The 19,252-nt window shown below is 41.6% G+C and carries 17 protein-coding genes; 13 read left to right on the forward strand and 4 right to left on the reverse strand.

The annotated features are described in order from the left end of the window. Positions 1-21: 21 nt before the first annotated feature. The 4 genes from DRF63_RS00735 to DRF63_RS00750 all read left to right on the forward strand — a co-directional run bounded on the left by DRF63_RS00735 (position 22) and on the right by DRF63_RS00750 (position 3,962). Positions 22-1,137: a CdaR family transcriptional regulator gene (locus tag DRF63_RS00735; RefSeq protein WP_043991706.1), complete on the forward strand. Its 1,116-nt coding sequence runs from the start codon at positions 22-24 to the stop codon at positions 1,135-1,137. A 127-nt stretch (positions 1,138-1,264) separates the two neighbouring features. Further along, positions 1,265-2,527, forward strand: coding sequence for a GntP family permease (locus tag DRF63_RS00740; RefSeq protein ID WP_043991707.1), 1,263 nt, complete (start codon positions 1,265-1,267; stop codon positions 2,525-2,527). 10 nt (positions 2,528-2,537) lie between these two features. Further along, positions 2,538-3,671, forward strand: coding sequence for a glycerate kinase (locus DRF63_RS00745; protein WP_005595849.1), 1,134 nt, complete (start codon positions 2,538-2,540; stop codon positions 3,669-3,671). A gap of 18 nt (positions 3,672-3,689) precedes the next feature. Continuing rightward, a complete protein-coding gene (locus DRF63_RS00750) occupies positions 3,690-3,962 on the forward strand; it encodes an acylphosphatase (RefSeq protein WP_005595852.1) in 273 nt (90 codons plus the stop codon). 70 nt (positions 3,963-4,032) lie between these two features. Here the strand turns inward: DRF63_RS00750 and DRF63_RS00755 are convergent, their stop codons facing one another. The 3 genes from DRF63_RS00755 to dusA are packed head-to-tail and all read right to left on the reverse strand — an operon-like array spanning position 4,033 to position 8,012. After that, entirely contained in the window at positions 4,033-5,592 is a 1,560-nt protein-coding gene (locus tag DRF63_RS00755) for a DUF2813 domain-containing protein (RefSeq protein WP_005595853.1), read from the reverse strand. Between the two features lie 3 nt (positions 5,593-5,595). Further along, positions 5,596-6,975 (reverse strand): nucleotide 5'-monophosphate nucleosidase PpnN, encoded by a 1,380-nt coding sequence (gene ppnN, locus DRF63_RS00760; RefSeq protein WP_012478293.1) that lies wholly within the window; start codon positions 6,973-6,975, stop codon positions 5,596-5,598. A 59-nt stretch (positions 6,976-7,034) separates the two neighbouring features. Then, positions 7,035-8,012, reverse strand: coding sequence for a tRNA dihydrouridine(20/20a) synthase DusA (gene dusA, locus DRF63_RS00765; RefSeq protein ID WP_005595856.1), 978 nt, complete (start codon positions 8,010-8,012; stop codon positions 7,035-7,037). A 352-nt stretch (positions 8,013-8,364) separates the two neighbouring features. Here dusA and DRF63_RS00770 point away from each other — a divergent pair, with 352 nt between their 5' ends. Both DRF63_RS00770 and DRF63_RS00775 read left to right on the forward strand, forming a co-directional pair. Further along, a complete protein-coding gene (locus tag DRF63_RS00770; RefSeq protein WP_005595859.1) occupies positions 8,365-9,342 on the forward strand; it encodes a ribonucleotide-diphosphate reductase subunit beta in 978 nt (325 codons plus the stop codon). After that, positions 9,329-10,993: a ribonucleoside-diphosphate reductase subunit alpha gene (locus DRF63_RS00775; RefSeq protein ID WP_005595861.1), complete on the forward strand. Its 1,665-nt coding sequence runs from the start codon at positions 9,329-9,331 to the stop codon at positions 10,991-10,993. The genes DRF63_RS00770 and DRF63_RS00775 overlap by 14 nt, the downstream gene beginning before the upstream one ends. Before the next feature lie 134 nt (positions 10,994-11,127). On the opposite strand, the gene nfuA is transcribed toward DRF63_RS00775, so the two are convergent. Next, positions 11,128-11,727 carry a Fe-S biogenesis protein NfuA gene (nfuA, locus tag DRF63_RS00780; RefSeq protein ID WP_005595862.1) on the reverse strand — a complete coding sequence of 200 codons (600 nt, stop codon included), beginning with the start codon at positions 11,725-11,727 and terminating at the stop codon, positions 11,128-11,130. Positions 11,728-12,181: 454 nt separating this feature from the next. Here nfuA and DRF63_RS00785 point away from each other — a divergent pair, with 454 nt between their 5' ends. The 7 genes from DRF63_RS00785 to DRF63_RS00815 all read left to right on the forward strand — a co-directional run bounded on the left by DRF63_RS00785 (position 12,182) and on the right by DRF63_RS00815 (position 19,243). Beyond that, on the forward strand, positions 12,182-13,531 hold the full coding sequence (locus DRF63_RS00785) for a Na(+)-translocating NADH-quinone reductase subunit A (RefSeq protein WP_005595863.1): 1,350 nt from the start codon (positions 12,182-12,184) through the stop codon (positions 13,529-13,531). Between the two features lie 4 nt (positions 13,532-13,535). Further along, a complete protein-coding gene (locus tag DRF63_RS00790; RefSeq protein ID WP_005595864.1) occupies positions 13,536-14,768 on the forward strand; it encodes an NADH:ubiquinone reductase (Na(+)-transporting) subunit B in 1,233 nt (410 codons plus the stop codon). Positions 14,769-14,770: 2 nt separating this feature from the next. Next, positions 14,771-15,544, forward strand: coding sequence for a Na(+)-translocating NADH-quinone reductase subunit C (locus DRF63_RS00795; RefSeq protein WP_005595866.1), 774 nt, complete (start codon positions 14,771-14,773; stop codon positions 15,542-15,544). Next, entirely contained in the window at positions 15,544-16,167 is a 624-nt protein-coding gene (locus DRF63_RS00800) for an NADH:ubiquinone reductase (Na(+)-transporting) subunit D (protein WP_005595868.1), read from the forward strand. The genes DRF63_RS00795 and DRF63_RS00800 overlap by 1 nt, the downstream gene beginning before the upstream one ends. A gap of 1 nt (position 16,168) precedes the next feature. After that, a complete protein-coding gene (gene nqrE / locus DRF63_RS00805) occupies positions 16,169-16,765 on the forward strand; it encodes an NADH:ubiquinone reductase (Na(+)-transporting) subunit E (RefSeq protein WP_005595869.1) in 597 nt (198 codons plus the stop codon). A gap of 10 nt (positions 16,766-16,775) precedes the next feature. Then, positions 16,776-18,005, forward strand: coding sequence for an NADH:ubiquinone reductase (Na(+)-transporting) subunit F (nqrF, locus tag DRF63_RS00810; protein WP_005595870.1), 1,230 nt, complete (start codon positions 16,776-16,778; stop codon positions 18,003-18,005). Between the two features lie 206 nt (positions 18,006-18,211). Then, a complete protein-coding gene (locus DRF63_RS00815; RefSeq protein ID WP_005595871.1) occupies positions 18,212-19,243 on the forward strand; it encodes an FAD:protein FMN transferase in 1,032 nt (343 codons plus the stop codon). Positions 19,244-19,252: the final 9 nt, after the last annotated feature.

A 19,252-nucleotide genomic window follows, 5' to 3' on the forward strand; every position in this document is an offset into this window, starting at 1 on the left:
CATATCGAAAGAAGGTTAGTTATGATATTAAAGCTTGATATACCCACCGCCCAAACGATTGTAAAACGCACTATGCAAATTATTCCCAATTCCGTAAATGTTATGGATGAAGAAGGAATCATTATTGCTTCGGGGGATCCTTCTCGGTTAGGCGAACGCCATACCGGTGCGGTGATTGCTTTGCGTAAGAAACAATCGGTTGAAATTGATGAAAATTTAGCAAAACAATGGAATTACGAAGCGAGAGAGGGATTGAATCTCCCCATCGCTTATTTAGGTAAAACCGTTGGGGTAATCGGTATATCCGGCAAGCCGAATGAAGTTCGGCAGTACGGCGAGTTAGTGAAAATGGCGGCGGAATTGATCGTAGAGAAGTCGGTTTTACTGGCGAAAGAGCGTTGGCAACAACGCTACAAAGAAGAATTTATTCGTCAGTTATTACGAGGAGCATTAAGCGAAGCGGAAATTACGCAGCAAGCGGTCTTTTTTAAACTGGATTCGACCAAGCCGTTAGTGGCAATGATAATTAAAATGGAGCAACCGGATGCCGAAAAACTGCAGTTATTGCTAAATCATTTGGAACTGAATTCTAAACATATTGCTTTGGCGGTAATGGATTTGGATAAGCTGGTCTTACTGAAAACGGAAGAAGAATTTCAGCGTTTATCTAAAGATCGGGGTTTATTATCTTTATTGCCGGAACATAACCGCAATCAAGAATATAAAATTGTGGTCGGAGCAAAGGTCACGCATTTTCATCAGGCGAGTTTTTCTTATCAATCGGCATTACATACCTTATCTTATGCGGAACAATTACGTTTGAAGAAGCAAATCTTACTTTTTTCCGATTATAAATTACCTGCCTTATTGGCTGATTTCGCCAAAACATGGCAAAGCGAAGAATTGCTCTCGCCGTTTAAGATCTTGTTAGCGCAAGACGGCAAAGCGACGTTATTTAAAAGTCTGCAACAATATTTTTTGTCAAATTGTGATCTGGCTCACGCTTCGGAAAAATTGTTTATTCATCCGAATACGCTACGTTATCGTTTAGAAAAAATTGAGCAAATAACATCCTTATCTTTCAATAAGATAGAAGACAAATTTATTCTTTATTTAGGCGCTTCCCTGTTAAAATAATTTGTATTTTTATCTAAAAAGATGCAAATATTTTATTTGTTTTTTGTTCTTTTTAATAACGACTTTTGGGGTGAAATTTAGATAATAAGTGCCATTCGTTGGTTCATCTCTCTTATAGGGGCTTATTATGGTAACAGTAACAGCAATTGGAGCAGTCGTTGCCCTTTCCGTGGCAATCGTTCTCATCTTGAAAAAAGTACCGCCGGCATACGGAATGTTAATCGGCGCATTAGTCGGCGGTTTAATCGGCGGGGCGGATCTGTCGCAAACCGTGAGCTTAATGATCGGCGGAGCGCAAGGAATTACCACGGCGGTAATGCGTATCTTAGCTGCGGGTGTATTAGCCGGTGTATTAATTGAATCCGGTGCAGCAAGTACCATCGCCGAAACCATCGTGAAAAAATTAGGCGAAACCCGTGCGTTACTTGCTTTAGTGCTTTCCACTATGATTTTAACCGCGGTTGGGGTATTTGTGGATGTGGCGGTTATTACCGTTTCACCTATTGCATTAGCATTAGCGAAACGTAGTGATTTATCTAAGCCGGCAATCTTATTAGCGATGATTGGCGGTGGTAAAGCCGGTAATATTATGTCGCCGAACCCAAATGCGATTGCCGCTTCAGACGCTTTCCATCTACCGCTTACTTCTGTGATGGCGGCAGGTATCATTCCGGCTATCTTCGGCATTATTCTGACCTATTTCTTAGCAAAACGCCTTATCAACAAAGGTTCAAAAGTGGCGGACGGCGAAGTTTCTGCAAATAGTTCGCAAAATTTACCCGCTTTCCTACCGGCAATTGCCGCACCGCTTTGTGCAATTATTTTATTAGCATTGCGTCCTATCGCCGATATTAAAGTTGATCCATTGATCGCATTACCACTTGGCGGCTTAGTCGGTGCATTGGCTATGGGCAAATTAAAACAAGTGAATCAATTTGCCACTTCAGGTTTATTAAAAATGTCACCGGTTGCCGTGATGTTATTAGGTACTGGGGCATTAGCCGGCATTATTGCCAATTCGGGTTTAAAAGATGTGTTAATTGAAGCGCTTACCGCTTCGGGCTTACCATCCTATTTACTTGCACCGATTTCAGGGGCTTTAATGTCATTGGCTACAGCTTCAACCACAGCCGGTACGGTGGTTGCTTCAAATGTATTTAGTGCGACTTTAATCGAATTAGGCGTAAGTGCATTAGCAAGCGCGGCAATGATTCATTCCGGTGCGACAGTTCTTGACCATATGCCGCACGGATCTTTCTTCCATGCTACCGGTGGTAGTGTCAATATGGATATAAAAGAACGTTTAAAATTGATTCCGTATGAAACAGCGGTCGGTTTAATTATGGCTATCGTTTCAACCTTGGTGTTTGGTGTGTTTAAATTATTCTAAGAGGTAAAATATGAAAATTGTTATTGCTCCCGATTCATTTAAAGAAAGTCTTACGGCGCTTGAAGTGGCACAATCTATCGAAGGCGGTTTCAGACGTATTTTCCCTGATGCGCAATACATCAAAGTGCCAATGGCGGACGGCGGTGAAGGTTCGGTTCAGTCATTAATTGATGCGACTAAAGGTGAGTTGTTAGAAGTTGAAGTGACTGCGCCGCTCGGTAATAAAGTGACCGGTTTTTTAGGCATTTCCGGCGATAAACAGACCGCTTTTATTGAAATGGCGGCGGCTTCCGGTTTACATCTGGTGCCTTTTGAACAACGTAATCCGCTGAAAACCACCAGTTTCGGTACCGGTGAATTAATCAAAAAAGCGTTGGATTTGGGCGTGAATAAAATTCTGTTAGGTATTGGCGGTAGTGCGACCAATGACGGCGGTGTCGGTATGTTGCAAGCGCTCGGTGCTTCTTTCAAAAATGCAGCCGGTGAGGAAATTGGTTTTGGGGGCGAACAGCTACAACAAATCAGCCGAATTTCGTTAGAAAATTTAGAGCCTCGTTTACAAAGTGTTGAGTTTGAAGTGGCGTGTGATGTAAATAACCCGTTATGCGGTGAGCGTGGCGCTTCGGCAGTATTTGGTCCACAAAAAGGTGCAACGCCGGAGATGGTGCAAACTTTGGATAATGCGTTGGCGCATTTTGCGGATGTCGCATTAGCTCAACAGGGGATTGCGATTGCTAATCATGCCGGCGCCGGTGCGGCAGGCGGTATGGGCGGCGGTTTATTATTACTGCCGAATGTGCAGCTTAAAGCAGGCGTACAAATCATTATCGAAGCGACTCGTCTGGCGGAGCATATCCGAGATGCGGATTTAGTGATTACCGGCGAGGGGCGTATGGACGCACAAAGTATTGCCGGTAAAACACCGGTCGGTGTGGCAAAAACAGCAAAACAATTTAATGTGCCGGTAATTGCGATTGTCGGTTGCTTACGAGAAGATTACAATGTGGTTTATCAGCACGGCATTGATGCGGTATTCCCGATTATTCGTCAATTAAATTCACTTGAAGAAACTTTAAAACAAGGACGAGAAAATTTGGAGTCCAGCGCAGAAAATGTCGCTCGTTTAATTAAACTGAAAATGTAGAAATTGACGGAGGGCTTTATGCAACAGAAGCTATTTATTGTGACAGGACACGTCCAAGGTGTCGGCTTTCGATTCTTCACGCTACAAGAGGCAGGAAAAATCGGCATTAAAGGTTATGTGAAAAATCGCCCTGAAGGTTCGGTGGAAGTGGTTGCCGTTGGTAGCGATGCGCAAATGGCAGCTTTCAGAAACTGGTTACAAAAAGGCCCTCCGACATCGGTTGTATGTAATTTGATTGAACAGAGTTATCAAGGCTCGGAACAATTCGAACACTTTGAAATTCGACGTTAGTCATAGCGGGGTTTGAATCAGACCAGCGGTTAAATTTGCAAAAAATCTTGTAAATTTAACCGCTTGTGATTTATTGCTCTTTGATAAGTTGCAAGACTTTAATAAACAGCTTTTTAAATAAGCGAGGGATCGCTTGATTGCCTCGTTGTTTGATTTCGCTTGAAATCGCAATTGCCAAATCCGGTTTGGAGGTGTACTGAATCGCGCGTTTGATAATGGTTTTTGTCGGGTATTTGTGATCTCTCGGTTGCCAACGAGCAAGATGTACAAAGACTTCTCTAAGTCCTTCGTGATAGAAAAAATGCTCGATATCTTGGCGTGGGATCACGGTCAAACGTTTGCTCGGGTGTTCGTCTTCCTGTAGCATACTTTTGGCAATATCGGCATATTTTTCGCCCGCTTGATCGCCGTCGGTCAGCACATACCATTCAATGCCCATCGCTTTGGCGTATTTAATTAACGGACGTAAGCCGCATTGGGCAAATTCCACAATCCGAATCCCTTCCATTTCCAAATTAATATCCAGTAAATTCGCCAGCTCGGTTAGAATCCAAACTTCCGTTTCGCCTTCGACTAAAATCCACGCACGAGAAAATAATGCTAAACCTCGATTGTAGTGAATGTGGAAGGTCAATTTGCGCAGATCTTCTTTGCCTAATGAACTGCGTGCAAGCGAATAGGCTTCGGTTCGATCCCGATAACGTACTAAGCGGCTAATTTCGCGCAGCGGTACCTGCGAGAGCAATTCCATCGAATTGGTAGTGGTAATGCGTTGTACCGGCAGATAAGTGACCAGTTCCCAAAAGATAGCAATCATACGAGGATGTAAACGAGCTTCGAGATCTTCAAATAAGATAATCGGCGTTTTAATTTGATTATGCTTTTGATTAAGCACAAAGAGCGAAGAAAGCTGCGTGCGAACTTGTTGTATCAGCTGTTGATCGTTATTCTGTTTTAAACGTTGGCACAGCGATTTGACTTTATTCCATAATTGGCTGGTATCCAACATTGAATTCGGATGATGTTTATTGGTATGCGTACTTAAAAAGTAATATTTTAATAGGAATGAAAGCGCTCTAAGCTCATCCGCCAGCTCACTTTGCGCCAAATTATCCGATTGAGAGAGTGCCTCTAAATTTGCAAATTTGTTTAAGCGCGCATCACGGAAACGATAGACCGGCGTATGGCTAATGACCGAACGCACCACTTGTTGCAGATTATCAATGTCTAATCGAACGCCTTGGCTGTCTAAAAACTGATATTCCGTTTTTACGCCCTGATCGGTAAGCGTACCGCTAATTTGCAGATAAACGTGCTGTAATCCGGCATCGTTTAAATGAAAAATATCGTAATAATGATTTTCTTCATTTTGCCCGAAGGTCTCGTTTTCCTCTTCACAGAAAGTAAAGCACAATTTTATCGGTTGTGCTTGTTGATGATCCCTTAAATGAAAATCCTGTTCGCTAAATTGGTAAAGTTCGTCTTTAACGTTAAAAATATGGCTTAACGCATCCAGCAAACTGGATTTCCCCCACGCATTTTCGCCAATCAAGACCATATTCGGGCGTAGCGTGAGAGAAAGATGATTAATGCCGCGAAAACCCGAAATTTCAATTTGTTGTAAATACATATCCTATTTCTCCGTATTCGGCAGAATTTGGTAGCATGGTTTATAAGCTTCTCCGGTCGGCAATTTCATTCGGTGTTGAGTAATAAACGTTTGTAACAAGCGGTCGATTTTATCCAATAATTTGCGATCGCCTTGTAATTGGAACGGGCCGAATTGTTCGATCAAATCTTGTGTTGCCGGTTTGATATTACCCGCCACAATACCGGAAAACGCTCGGCGTAAATTCGCCGCAAGCCGTTCGGTCGGCTGATCAAAATGTAAATTCAAATCGCTCATATTTTGATGGGTCGGCTCAAACGGATGGGTAAATTCATCGGAAATATGCAAAGACCAGTTAAAGCTATACGAATCGGCAAGCTCTAAGCGTTGTTGTTTGATTTCTTTCATCGCTTTCGCCATTCTTTGTGCGACCAATATCGGATCATCGATGATAATTTCATACATTTGTTGCGCTTCTTTACCTAAGGTTTCACCGATGAATCGGTCGATAGCGGTAAAATAGTCGGCACTTTCTTTCGGTGCGGTAAGAATAACCGGCAGTTTTTGCGCTTTATTCGCCGGATTCAGTTTCACGCCTAAAATATAGAGTAACTCTTCTAATGTGCCGGGACCTCCGGGGAAGATCACAATACCGTGTCCCATACGCACAAATGCTTCCAGACGTTTTTCGATATCTGGCATAATGATTAATTCGGTTACGATCGGATTCGGCGGTTCGGAAGCAATAATCGACGGCTCGGTGATACCGATAAAGCGACTGTGTTTATAACGTTGATTGGCATGACCGATGGTCGCCCCTTTCATCGGTGCTTCCATTACGCCGGTGCCGCAACCGGTAACGATATTAAATTGGCGTAATCCGAGTTCGGTGCCGACCGCACGACAATATTGATATTCGGTTTGGTTAATCGAGTGTCCGCCCCAGCAAACAATCAGATTCGGATCCGATCCGATTTCCAACGCTTTGGCGTTGCGTAAAATCGAAAACACAAGATTAGTAATATATTTATTATCTTCCTGCGGCGAAGTATGTTGCCCGATGTATTGGTAAAGCGCATTGACAAACACAATATCGCGTAACACCGCAAATAAATGGTATTGAATATTGACGATCATTTTGCCATCGACAAAGGCGGATTTCGGCGGGTTATGCAATTCAAGCGATACGCCTTTTTCTTTAGTAAGCAAGTTAATGTCGAAGTCGGGATATTGATTAAGAAGTGCGCGACTATCGTCGGTTACCGCACCTGAGTTCAGTACGGCAAGAGAGCAGTTTCGATAGAGTGAATAGAGATTGCCTTGCGCATTTTTGGTGAGTAATTCCATCTCTAAGTGAGATAGTTGGTCAAGGCTACCTTTTGGATTGACGCAATGAACGGTCATAAGTTTTCCCTTAAATCCAAATAAAAACATTATCTGAATTTAAGGGGGAAATAGCAAATTTAATTACTTTCTTGTACAAAGCTAAGCGCTTGTTCCACCACTTCAACGCCGGCGCCTTGTTTAGTCGCATTTTCGCTTAAATGACGACGCCACTGACGAGCGCCTTTACAGTTTTGGAATGCGCCTAACATATGACGAACGATATGATTTAAATAAACCCCTTTTTGTGTTTGCGCTGCAATATAAGGGAGCATTTTTTCCACCGCTTCACGGGCGGTGACAAGCGGTTGATTTTCACCGAAAATTTGCGAATCGATTTCACCTAATAGTGACGGATTCTGATAGGCTTCACGCCCCACCATTACGCCATCGACAAATGCTAAGTGCCGTTTGATTTCTTCAATAGTTTTAATCCCGCCGTTAATTGAAATATTCAAATGCGGAAAATCACGTTTCAGTTGATAGACACACTCATAATCAAGCGGTGGAATTTCACGATTTTGTTTCGGACTTAAACCGGACAACCACGCTTTGCGAGCATGAACGATGAAATCGTTGCTATACGGCTGTACTTTCTCAATAAAATCACATAAAAATTCGTAACTGTCCAAGTCATCAATACCGATACGATGTTTAACCGTCACTGGAATTTGCACCGCATCTTGCATCGCTTTGATACAGTCGGCAACCAAATCGGCTTTTGCCATTAAACAAGCGCCGAACATCCCGTTTTGCACACGGTCGGAAGGGCAACCGACGTTTAAATTGATTTCGGCATAGCCGCGTTCTTCAACTAATTTGGCACAATGCGCAAGCTGTGCCGGATCGCTACCGCCGAGCTGTAACGCAACCGGATTTTCACTCGGATCGTATTCAAGTAGATCGTATTTGGCGTGAATGATCGCCGGCGCGGTGATCATTTCGGTATAAAGCAAAGCGTGTCGGCTGAATTGACGATGGAAGTAGCGACAATGACGAGTGGTCCAATCCAGCATTGGCGCAACGGAAAAACGTCCGCGATAAAATTGATTTTGCATAAGATTATTCATAAATAAAAATAACAAGCGGTGGAATTTAGCCGATTTTTGGTAAATTTGGGGCTAAATTTGACCGCTTGTATAGAGTTCAAAATTTTATTTATCATACTATAAAATACGGGCGAATTCACGGTTTTTAGGCATTACAAAATATTTGATTATAATTAATACGATACAATATCTAGTATATTTTTAGCGGTAAAACACTAGATATGGGTTTGTAAATTAATAAAACTTTTTTCCTTTATAAATCAAGAAACTAACTAAAAAGAGAGTTTGTCAAGACTTGTGATTATAAAAATTTTTGCCTAAAATCCACGCCCATTACAACTTAGAATCGAGTCAAGGAATTATGTCTAGAAATCTCTTTGAAAAACGCTTGAATATCAAGCCGTATGAATACCCCGAATTATTGGAATTTAAAGATGCTATTCGCCATTCCTATTGGCTACATACGGAATTTAATTTTACCGGTGATATTCAGAACTACCGTATCGATATCAATGATCACGAACGTCACGTATTGACTCGAGCGATGTTGGCGATTTCCCAAGTGGAAGTGAACGTAAAACGCTTCTGGGGTGAGTTGTATCGTTATTTTCCGAAACCGGAAATGGATGATGTCGGCGGTACTTTCGCCGAATCGGAAGTTCGTCATAAAGACGCCTACTCGTTTTTATTAGAAAAATTAGGCCTAAACGAAATGTTTAGCCAAATCCAAGATATTGAACCGTTAATGAACCGCATCCGTTATATGGAATCGTTCATGAAGGATAAAGATGCGGGTAAAGGCGAATTCGTACTTTCACTCGTTTTATTCTCACTTTTCGTAGAACATATTTCCTTATTCGGTCAGTTCTTGATCATGATGTCGTTCAATAAGCATAAAAACCTGTTTAAAGGGATTTCGAATGCGGTTGAAGCGACCTCAAAAGAAGAAGAAATTCACGGTAAATTCGGTATTGTGTTATACGAAATTTTACGCGAAGAACACAGCGAACTGTTCACACCGGAATTTTTTGAAGATTTAAAAACCTTATCAAGCCAAGCATTTGAAGCGGAATGCGGGATTTTAGATTGGATTTTTGAAGAGGGCGATTTAAGTTTTATCAGCCGTGAAGAAGTAGAAAACTACATTCGTAGCCGTTATAACAACTCGTTAATGACGCTCGGTTTAGAACCGCCGTACGATGTAAATCCAGAATTATTAAAAGAAACCGAGTGGTTTGATATTGAAATTCTATCGACGAAAGAAACGGATTTCTTTAACAAACGTAGTACCGATTACAGCAAAAAAATGAAGCAGATTACCGCAGATGACTTATTCTAATTCTCGTCCTGATTTTGAATGGCTGAACGAAGACAGCCGCTTATTTTTACAACGTGGTTATTTACTTGAAGGAACAACCGCATTAGATCGTATCCGTTTTATCGCAGAACACGCCGAGCGTAAGCTAGGTATTGAAGGCTATGCGGATAAATTTTATCACTATATGGGACGCGGTTATTTCTCGCTTTCCTCACCGATTTGGTCGAACTTCGGTTTAGATCGCGGGTTACCGATTTCTTGCTTCGGTAGTTATATCGGCGACTCAATTCATGAAATTATGGTCACGACCGCCGAAGTCGGTATGATGAGTAAAATCGGCGGCGGTACGTCGGCTTATTTCGGTGATATTCGTCCGCGCGGTTCGGCGATCAGAAATAACGGTAAATCGGACGGTTCGTTTAACTTTAGTAAACTATTTGATACCGTTATTGATGTTATTTCTCAAGGTACTTCTCGTAAAGGTCAATTTGCCGGTTATATCGATATCGAACACGGCGATATTGACGAATGGCTAGATATTCATACCGAAGGTAATCCGATCCAATTAATGTACTACGGCGTATGTGTCGGTCATGATTGGTTGGAGTCAATGAAAGCGGGCGATCCGTATAAACGCCAGCTTTGGGCGAAATTGTTACAACGTAAAACCGAAACGGGTATTCCGTATTTATTCTTTAAAGATAATGCGAATGCCGGCCGTCCGGACGTTTATAAAGATAAAAATATGACGGTACACGCTTCTAATTTATGTACCGAAATTATGTTGCCGTCAAGCTCGGACGAAAGTTTCGTTTGTTGTTTATCTTCAATGAACCTGCTTTATTTTGATGAGTGGAAAGATACCGATGCACCGGAAGTATTAACTTACTTCTTAGACGTGGTAATGAGCGAGTTTATCGAGAAAAGTAAAGATATGCCGTTCTTAGAGCGTGCGAATCGCTTTGCGACTCGTCACCGCGCGTTAGGTTTGGGCGTATTGGGCTGGCACAGTTATTTACAATCGCATAATATTGCGTTTGACAGCTTCCAAGCGATGCAGAAAAACAATTTAATCTTTAAAACGCTGCAAGAGAAAACCTTAAAGGCTTCGCAAGAATTAGCGAAACGTTTCGGTGAACCGGAACTTTTAAAAGGTTATGGTCGTCGTAATACCACTCTAATGAGTATCGCACCGACTAAATCAAGCAGTTTTATTTTAGGTAGCGTATCGCCGTCGGTCGAGCCGTTTAAATCTAACTACTATGTAAAAGATTTAGCGAAAATCAAAACCGTGTATAAAAACCCGTTCTTAGAGAAATTACTTCAGGAAAAAGGTTTGGATACGGAAGAAATTTGGGAATCGATTTTACATAATGACGGCTCCGTACAGCATTTGGAACAATTAACCGACGAAGAAAAAGAAGTATTTAAAACTTTCTCTGAAATCAGTCAGTTAAGCGTGATTCAGCAAGCGGCACAACGTCAGAAATATATCGACCAAGGTCAAAGTATTAATATTATGGTTCATCCGGCAACACCGGCACGTGATTTAAACCAATTATACTTAACCGCAGAAGAACTCGGTTTAAAATCAATTTATTACCAATACTCAATGAGTGCGGCGCAAGTCTTTAACCGTAACTTATTAAGCTGTTCTAGCTGTGAAGGTTAATTAGAAGCATTAAAAACACCACCGAAAGGTGGTGTTTTTATATCTGTCTTTAGCATTTGATAACCTGTCGGTTTGCCCGATTAAAAAAAGCACGAGTAAATTACTCGTGCTTTCCATTTATAACTTATCTAGGCTTAGTAGTAAGAATGTTCGCCGCGTTGATGTTCGGTTACATCTTTTACGCCCGCCAATTCATCATGGAACATTGCTAACAATTGTTTCTCAATCCCTTCTTTTAAAGTGACGTCCACCATTGAACAGCCGTTACAACCGCCGCCGAATTGCAGAATCGCATATTTATCTTCGGTTACTTCGATTAATGTCACTCGACCGCCGTGGCTTGCCAATTGCGGATTTACTTGAGTTTGAATGACATAATCCAAACGTTCGATGAAAGGGGCGTCATCGGCAACTTTACGCATTTTCGCATTCGGCGCTTTTAAGGTAAGCTGCGATCCCATCGGATCCGTTACATAATCAATTTCGGCTTCATCTAAAAACGGTAAGCTGATTTCATCGACAAAAGCGGAGAAACCGTTGTATTCGAACTGAGTATCGGTTTCTTCAACCGCATTCGGCGGGCAATAAGATACGCCGCATTCGGCATTAGGCGTACCCGGATTTACTACAAAGATACGAATGTTGGTATTTTCTTCCTGTTGCTCTAAAAGACGGCGAAAATGTGTTTGCGCCGCTCCCGAAATTGAAATATGAATAGTTTCTTGTTGTTCCATTAGTTTTGTTCCAAGTGTAATAAATTAATTGACTAAATTTATCGGACATTCTACGCCTTACAGGCGGTTTTTTCTACTCAAAATTTTACAAATCCGAATTGTTACAAATTTTGCAAAAAGTTCATAAAAACGTACCGCTTATGAAAGCGAAAGGTTTAACTCTTAAGGGGTAATTGTTAAAAAACTGAGTAATAAATATTGATTTATTTCAAATTTTCAAGGGCTAGAGGATAAAAAAACCGTGTTTTTGTGGAAAGTGAGCCGATATTTAGGGTAAAATAGCTTGTTTATTTTATCTTGTGAAAAAATACAGGAAAAATCAGATTTGAGAACTTTATGTAGCTTCGGAAATAAGTGGGGGAATTCGTTTATTTCTATCTAAGTTACGGCTCAAGAGAAGCGATTGCGATTTTCGCAATCATATTTTTAACCCAACAAAAGTAGTGCAAATAATATGATTACAATCAAGAAAGGCTTGGATTTACCTATCGCAGGTACACCGGCACAAGTAATCCATAACGGCAATACCGTTAATGAAGTTGCGATGCTTGGCGAAGAATATGTGGGTATGCGTCCTTCAATGAAAGTTCGTGAAGGCGATGTAGTGAAAAAAGGTCAAGTTCTTTTTGAAGATAAAAAGAATCCGGGCGTTGTATTTACTGCTCCTGCAAGCGGTACCGTGGTTACTATTAACCGCGGTGAAAAGCGTGTTCTTCAGTCGGTCGTGATTAAAGTTGAGGGTGATGAGCAAATTACCTTTACTCGCTATGAAGCTGCGCAATTAGCGTCGCTATCAGCCGAGCAAGTGAAACAAAATCTTATCGAATCGGGTTTATGGACTGCATTCCGTACTCGTCCGTTCAGTAAGGTTCCCGCATTGGACGCGATTCCGTCATCAATCTTTGTCAATGCAATGGATACCAATCCGTTAGCGGCGGATCCGGAAGTGGTTTTAAAAGAGTACGAAACCGATTTTAAAGACGGTTTAACTGTTTTAACCCGTTTATTTAACGGTCAAAAACCGGTTTACTTATGTAAAGACGCGGACAGCAATATCCCGTTAAGTCCGGCGATTGAAGGTATCACAATTAAGTCGTTTAGCGGTGTTCATCCTGCCGGTTTAGTCGGTACGCATATCCACTTTGTTGATCCCGTAGGGGCGACCAAACAAGTTTGGCACTTAAATTATCAAGATGTGATTGCTATCGGTAAATTATTTACTACAGGCGAACTCTTTACCGACCGTATTATTTCGCTTGCCGGTCCGCAAGTGAAAAATCCTCGTTTAGTACGTACGCGTCTTGGTGCGAATCTTTCCCAATTAACCGCAAATGAGTTAAATGCCGGTGAAAACCGTGTGATTTCAGGTTCGGTATTGAGCGGTGCGACTGCGGCGGGTCCGGTTGATTACTTAGGCCGTTACGCATTACAAGTATCCGTACTGGCGGAAGGTCGTGAGAAAGAGTTATTCGGTTGGATTATGCCGGGTTCGGATAAATTCTCCATTACCCGTACCGTGTTAGGCCACTTCGGTAAAAAATTATTTAACTTCACTACGGCAGTTCACGGCGGTGAACGTGCAATGGTGCCAATCGGTGCGTATGAGCGTGTAATGCCGTTAGATATTATTCCTACGTTATTACTTCGTGATTTAGCTGCCGGCGATACCGATTCTGCACAAAACTTAGGTTGTTTAGAGCTGGATGAAGAAGATTTGGCATTATGTACTTATGTTTGCCCGGGTAAAAATAACTACGGTCCGATGTTACGTGCTGCGTTAGAGAAGATCGAGAAGGAAGGTTAAGAAAATGGGTTTAAAAAATCTTTTTGAAAAGATGGAACCTGCGTTTCACAAAGGTGGAAAATATGAGAAATGGTACACGCTTTTTGAAGCGACATATACCATTCTCTATACACCAGGTACAGTGACTCGTAAAGATTCACACGTACGTGATGCGTTAGATTCTAAACGTATGATGATTATCGTATGGTTAGCGTTATTCCCGGCAATGTTCTGGGGGATGTATAACGTTGGCCATCAAGCGTTATTAGCAACAAATCATTTAGGTACATTAGCTGATACGATTGCAAATAACTGGCATTATGGCTTTGCTGATGCGTTAGGTGCAACGTTAACGGCTGATGCAGGTTGGTGCAGTAAAATGTTCCTTGGTGCAACTTATTTCCTTCCAATCTACTTAACCATTTTCTTAGTAGGTGGTTTCTGGGAAGTTGTATTTGCCATGGTGCGTAAGCATGAAATTAACGAAGGTTTCTTTGTTACTTCTATCTTATTAGCCTTAATTGTTCCGCCGACTCTACCATTATGGCAAGCAGCACTTGCTGCAACATTTGGTGTGGTAGTTGCAAAAGAAGTGTTCGGTGGCGTAGGTAAAAACTTTATGAACCCGGCATTAGCGGGTCGTGCGTTTTTATTCTTTGCTTATCCGGCACAGATTTCAGGCGATTTAGTGTGGACGGCCGCAGACGGTTTCTCCGGTGCAACGGCGCTTTCACAATGGGCGCAAGGCGGTCAAGGTGCGCTTAAACACGTGGTAACCGGTCAAGAAATTACTTGGATGGACGCATTCTTAGGTAACATTCCGGGTTCAATCGGCGAAGTATCGACATTAATGTTAATTATCGGTGCGGCGATTATCGTCTTTACACGTATCGCTTCATGGCGAATTATTGCCGGCGTGATGGTGGGTATGGCGGCAACGGCAACCGTATTCAACTTAATCGGTTCGGACACAAATCCGCTATTCTCAATGCCATGGCATTGGCACTTAGTGTTAGGCGGTTTCGCATTAGGTATGTTCTTTATGGCGACAGACCCCGTATCTGCGGCATTTACCAACAAAGGTAAATGGTGGTACGGTGCGTTAATCGGTGTGATGTGTGTTGTTATCCGTGTAGCAAACCCTGCATATCCGGAAGGTATGATGTTAGCAATTTTATTCGCTAACTTATTTGCTCCGATCTTCGACTACTTAGTAGTTCAAGGCAACATCAAACGTAGAAAAGCGAAGGCGGCATAAAAATGGCTAAATTTAATAAAGATAGCGTAAGCGGTACTTTAACCGTTGTTGTGTTATTAAGTTTAATCTGTTCTCTTATTGTAGCGGGTGCGGCAGTATTGCTTAAACCTACGCAAGATATTCAGAAAGTGCTTGATAAACAAAAAAATATTTTACAAGCGGCAGGTTTAATGCAGCCAAATACAAATGTGCAAGAAACCTATGCGAAATTCATCGAGCCGAAAATCGTTGATTTAGCGACCGGCGATTATGTTGAAGGTGTAAAAAACTTTGATGCGAAAGCAGCGGCGAAAGATCCTGCGCAAAACGTAGCGATCAATCCGGCTGACGATAAAGCGAATATCAAAGTACGAGCTAAATATGCGGAAGTTTATTTAGTAAAAGACGAAGCGGGCAAAGTAAACCAAGTGGTACTTCCTATGTACGGTAACGGCTTATGGTCTATTATGTACGGCTTTGTTGCGGTTCAACCTGACGCAAATACGGTAAACGGTATTACTTACTATGAACAAGGTGAAACGGCGGGTCTCGGTGGCGAAATCGCTAACCCTAACTGGCAGAAAAACTTTGTAGGTAAGAAATTATTCAATGCAAACAATGAAGTGGCATTAACCGTAGCTAAAGGTGCTTCGGAAGATAAAGATCACGGTATTGACGGTTTATCGGGTGCGACCTTAACGTCAAACGGTGTGGACGGCTCATTTAAATATTGGTTCGGTGCTAACGGCTTCGGTCCGTATTTAGCGAAATTTAAAGCAGCAATGGGAGCTAACTAATGGCGAGTAACAATCTTAAAAAGTTATTGTTATCTCCAATCGCGGATAACAACCCGATTGCATTGCAGATCTTGGGTATCTGTTCTGCATTAGCGGTAACTACTCAGTTACAAACAGCGGTAGTAATGGCGATTGCGGTAAGTTTAGTTACTGCTTTCTCCAGTATGTTTATTTCAATGATTCGGAACTATATTCCGAATAGTATCCGTATCATTGTACAAATGGCTATCATTGCATCACTTGTAATCTTAGTTGACCAAATTTTACGTGCGTATGCGTATGAACTGTCAAAACAGCTTTCTGTTTTCGTAGGTCTTATCATTACTAACTGTATCGTAATGGGGCGCGCGGAAGCGTTTGCAATGAAATCCGGTCCGGTAGAAAGTTTCGTTGACGGTATCGGTAACGGTTTAGGTTACGGTGCGATGTTAATTATCGTAGCGTTTTTACGTGAACTAATCGGTTCGGGTAAACTTTTCGGCGTAACTATCCTACAAACCGTTCAAGACGGCGGTTGGTATCAAGCAAACGGCTTATTCTTATTGGCACCAAGTGCGTTCTTCATTATCGGTTTTGTGATTTGGGGAATCCGTACCTGGAAACCGGAGCAAGTGGAGAAATAAGATGGAACATTATTTAAGTCTATTTGTTAAGTCCGTATTCATTGAGAATATGGCACTTTCTTTCTTCCTTGGTATGTGTACATTCCTTGCGGTGTCTAAGAAAGTTTCAACTGCTTTTGGTTTAGGTATTGCGGTAATCGTCGTATTAGGTATTGCGGTACCGGCTAACCAATTAGTTTATACTCACGTATTAAAAGACGGCGCACTTGTTGAAGGTGTGGATTTAAGTTTCTTAAACTTCATCACGTTCATCGGTGTGATTGCGGCGCTTGTTCAAATCTTAGAAATGATTTTGGATAAGTTCTTTCCGGCATTATATAGTGCATTAGGGATCTTCTTACCGTTGATTACCGTAAACTGTGCAATCTTCGGTGGCGTATCGTTTATGGTTCAACGTGAATATAACTTCACGGAATCGGTGGTTTACGGTCTCGGTGCCGGTACGGGTTGGATGTTAGCAATCGTTGCGCTTGCAGGTTTAACGGAAAAAATGAAATATTCTGACGTTCCGGCTGGTTTACGTGGTTTAGGTATTACCTTTATCACTGTAGGTTTAATGGCGTTAGGTTTCATGTCATTCTCGGGCATTCAATTATAAGGAGCGTATCGTGGATAGTAATTTTATTTTCGGTATTATCGCATTTACTGCTCTGGTATTAGTGCTTGCGGTGATCATTCTTTTCGCTAAATCAAAATTAGTCGATTCAGGTGATATTACCATCTCGATCAACAACGATCCGGAAAAAGGCATTACGCTTCCGGCGGGTGGTAAATTACTTGGTGCTTTAGCGAGCAAAGGTATTTTCGTATCGTCAGCTTGCGGCGGCGGCGGCTCATGCGGTCAATGTAAAGTACAAGTAAAATCCGGCGGCGGTGAAATTCTTCCAACCGAGTTATCGCACATTTCTAAGAAAGAAGCGAAAGAAGGTTGGCGTTTAGCGTGTCAGGTAAACGTGAAATCTTCAATGGATGTTGAACTTCCGGAAGAAATCTTTGGTGTGAAAAAATGGGAATGTACCGTTATTTCTAACGATAACAAAGCAACCTTCATCAAAGAGCTTAAACTTCAAATTCCTGAAGGCGAAGAAGTACCTTTCCGTGCGGGTGGTTATATCCAAATTGAAGCGGATCCGCATACGGTTAATTATAAAGACTTCGATATTCCGAAAGAATATCACGAAGACTGGGATAAATTTAACTTATGGCGTTATGTATCAAAAGTGGACGAGCATATTATTCGTGCTTATTCAATGGCTTCATATCCGGAAGAGAAAGGCATTATTATGTTAAATGTGCGTATTGCAACGCCTCCTCCACGTAACCCAGATGTTCCACCGGGTCAAATGTCTTCATACATTTGGTCATTAAAACCGGGTGATAAAGTAACGATTTCCGGTCCGTTCGGTGAATTCTTCGCGAAAGAAACCGACAACGAAATGGTGTTTATCGGTGGTGGTGCAGGTATGGCGCCAATGCGTTCGCATATCTTTGACCAATTAAAACGTTTAAAATCTAAACGTAAAATGTCATTCTGGTATGGTGCTCGTTCTAAACGTGAAATCTTCTACCAAGAAGACTTCGACCAATTAGCGGCCGAAAACGATAACTTCGTATGGCACGTAGCACTTTCAGATGCGTTACCGGAAGATAACTGGACAGGTTATACAGGCTTTATTCACAATGTACTTTATGAAAACTATCTGAAAAATCATGAAGCACCGGAAGACTGTGAATACTATATGTGTGGTCCACCGGTGATGAATGCAGCGGTAATCGGTATGCTGAAGAGCTTAGGTGTTGAAGACGAAAACATCTTATTAGATGATTTCGGTGGTTAATACCAAATAGAACAGAGGGTAAATGTACCCTGATTTACAAGCGGTGTGATTTGCAAAGTCTTTTGTAAATCACACCGCTTGAAGTGCTTTAAATTATTAGTGAAAAGGTTTGTTTTTACAGGCTTTTTCAATAGTAATTTTAATTTATAAGGGCGGGCAGATTGACTTGTTTAAAAATCTTACGCACTAAAATAAAGAGGTTTAATTTGAAACTTAAATCTATTTTAATTTTTGCAATATCGGCAATTTTTTTAACCGCTTGTAACAAAGCTCCGGAGCAAATTACCTTAAAAGGTAAAACGATGGGTACCACTTATACGGTTAAATATATTGATAACGGTGAGTTACAAAACCTTCAAAAACCTGAGGAAGTCCAAAAAACATTAGATGATTTGCTTAAGCAAGTTAATAATGAAATGTCCACTTATCAGCCGGATTCGCAAATCAGCCGATTTAATGCGATGCAAGAGGTAAATAAGGCAGTGCAAATTTCGCCTGATTTTGCTAAGGTTGTGCGTGAAGCTATTCGGTTAAATCGGGTAACTGAAGGTGCGTTGGATGTTACGGTTGGTAAGCTGGTCAATTTATGGGGATTCGGTCCGGATAAACGCTTAAATCAATCACCGAGTGCAGAACAGATTGCTGCTCTTGCACCGAGTGTAGGGATTGAGAAATTAAGTGTAAGTGATAACTCACTGATGAAATCAGTGCCTAATTTATATTTAGATCTGTCTTCTATTGCGAAAGGTTTTGGCGTAGATAAATTAGCGGAATATCTCGAAAGCCTCGGTTTAGCCAATTACTTAGTGGAAATCGGCGGCGAGTTGCGTGGTAAAGGGAAAAATTTACAAGGTGTCGATTGGCGTATTGCGATTGAGCAACCGACTTTAGCACAAGGGCAAGCGGCACAAATTACCGTTCCGTTACATAATTTGGGTATGGCGACTTCCGGTAATTACCGCAATTATTTTGAAGATGAACAAGGTAATCGTCTTTCGCACATTATTAATCCGAAAGAATTACGTCCGGTTATTCATAAATTGGCTTCGATTACCGTATTTGCCCCGACCACAATGACGGCGGACGGTTTATCAACCGGTTTATTCGTGTTAGGGCCGGAAAAAGCGTTAGAAGTGGCTGAACGTGAAAAGTTAGCAGTATTTCTGATTATCAAGAACGGCGAGGCATTTGAAACTAAAATGTCTCGTGAATTTGAAAAATTAATTAACCAAAAATAATTGGAGTAA

Origin of the sequence: Actinobacillus pleuropneumoniae, assembly GCF_003290385.1 — a bacterium.
Lineage (GTDB): Bacteria > Pseudomonadota > Gammaproteobacteria > Enterobacterales > Pasteurellaceae > Actinobacillus > Actinobacillus lignieresii.

What these genes read in the sequence shown, in the direction of transcription:
- DRF63_RS00785 (WP_005595863.1), top strand. Translation starts at nt 12,182, where the DNA reads ATGATTACAATCAAGAAAGGCTTGGATTTACCTATCGCAGGTACACCG.
- DRF63_RS00755 (WP_005595853.1), bottom strand. Translation starts at nt 5,592, where the DNA reads ATGTATTTACAACAAATTGAAATTTCGGGTTTTCGCGGCATTAATCAT.
- DRF63_RS00735 (WP_043991706.1), top strand. Translation starts at nt 22, where the DNA reads ATGATATTAAAGCTTGATATACCCACCGCCCAAACGATTGTAAAACGC.
- DRF63_RS00790 (WP_005595864.1), top strand. Translation starts at nt 13,536, where the DNA reads ATGGGTTTAAAAAATCTTTTTGAAAAGATGGAACCTGCGTTTCACAAA.
- DRF63_RS00800 (WP_005595868.1), top strand. Translation starts at nt 15,544, where the DNA reads ATGGCGAGTAACAATCTTAAAAAGTTATTGTTATCTCCAATCGCGGAT.
- DRF63_RS00740 (WP_043991707.1), top strand. Translation starts at nt 1,265, where the DNA reads ATGGTAACAGTAACAGCAATTGGAGCAGTCGTTGCCCTTTCCGTGGCA.
- DRF63_RS00770 (WP_005595859.1), top strand. Translation starts at nt 8,365, where the DNA reads ATGTCTAGAAATCTCTTTGAAAAACGCTTGAATATCAAGCCGTATGAA.
- DRF63_RS00775 (WP_005595861.1), top strand. Translation starts at nt 9,329, where the DNA reads ATGACTTATTCTAATTCTCGTCCTGATTTTGAATGGCTGAACGAAGAC.
- DRF63_RS00795 (WP_005595866.1), top strand. Translation starts at nt 14,771, where the DNA reads ATGGCTAAATTTAATAAAGATAGCGTAAGCGGTACTTTAACCGTTGTT.
- DRF63_RS00745 (WP_005595849.1), top strand. Translation starts at nt 2,538, where the DNA reads ATGAAAATTGTTATTGCTCCCGATTCATTTAAAGAAAGTCTTACGGCG.
- DRF63_RS00750 (WP_005595852.1), top strand. Translation starts at nt 3,690, where the DNA reads ATGCAACAGAAGCTATTTATTGTGACAGGACACGTCCAAGGTGTCGGC.
- nqrE (WP_005595869.1), top strand. Translation starts at nt 16,169, where the DNA reads ATGGAACATTATTTAAGTCTATTTGTTAAGTCCGTATTCATTGAGAAT.
- ppnN (WP_012478293.1), bottom strand. Translation starts at nt 6,975, where the DNA reads ATGACCGTTCATTGCGTCAATCCAAAAGGTAGCCTTGACCAACTATCT.
- dusA (WP_005595856.1), bottom strand. Translation starts at nt 8,012, where the DNA reads ATGCAAAATCAATTTTATCGCGGACGTTTTTCCGTTGCGCCAATGCTG.
- nfuA (WP_005595862.1), bottom strand. Translation starts at nt 11,727, where the DNA reads ATGGAACAACAAGAAACTATTCATATTTCAATTTCGGGAGCGGCGCAA.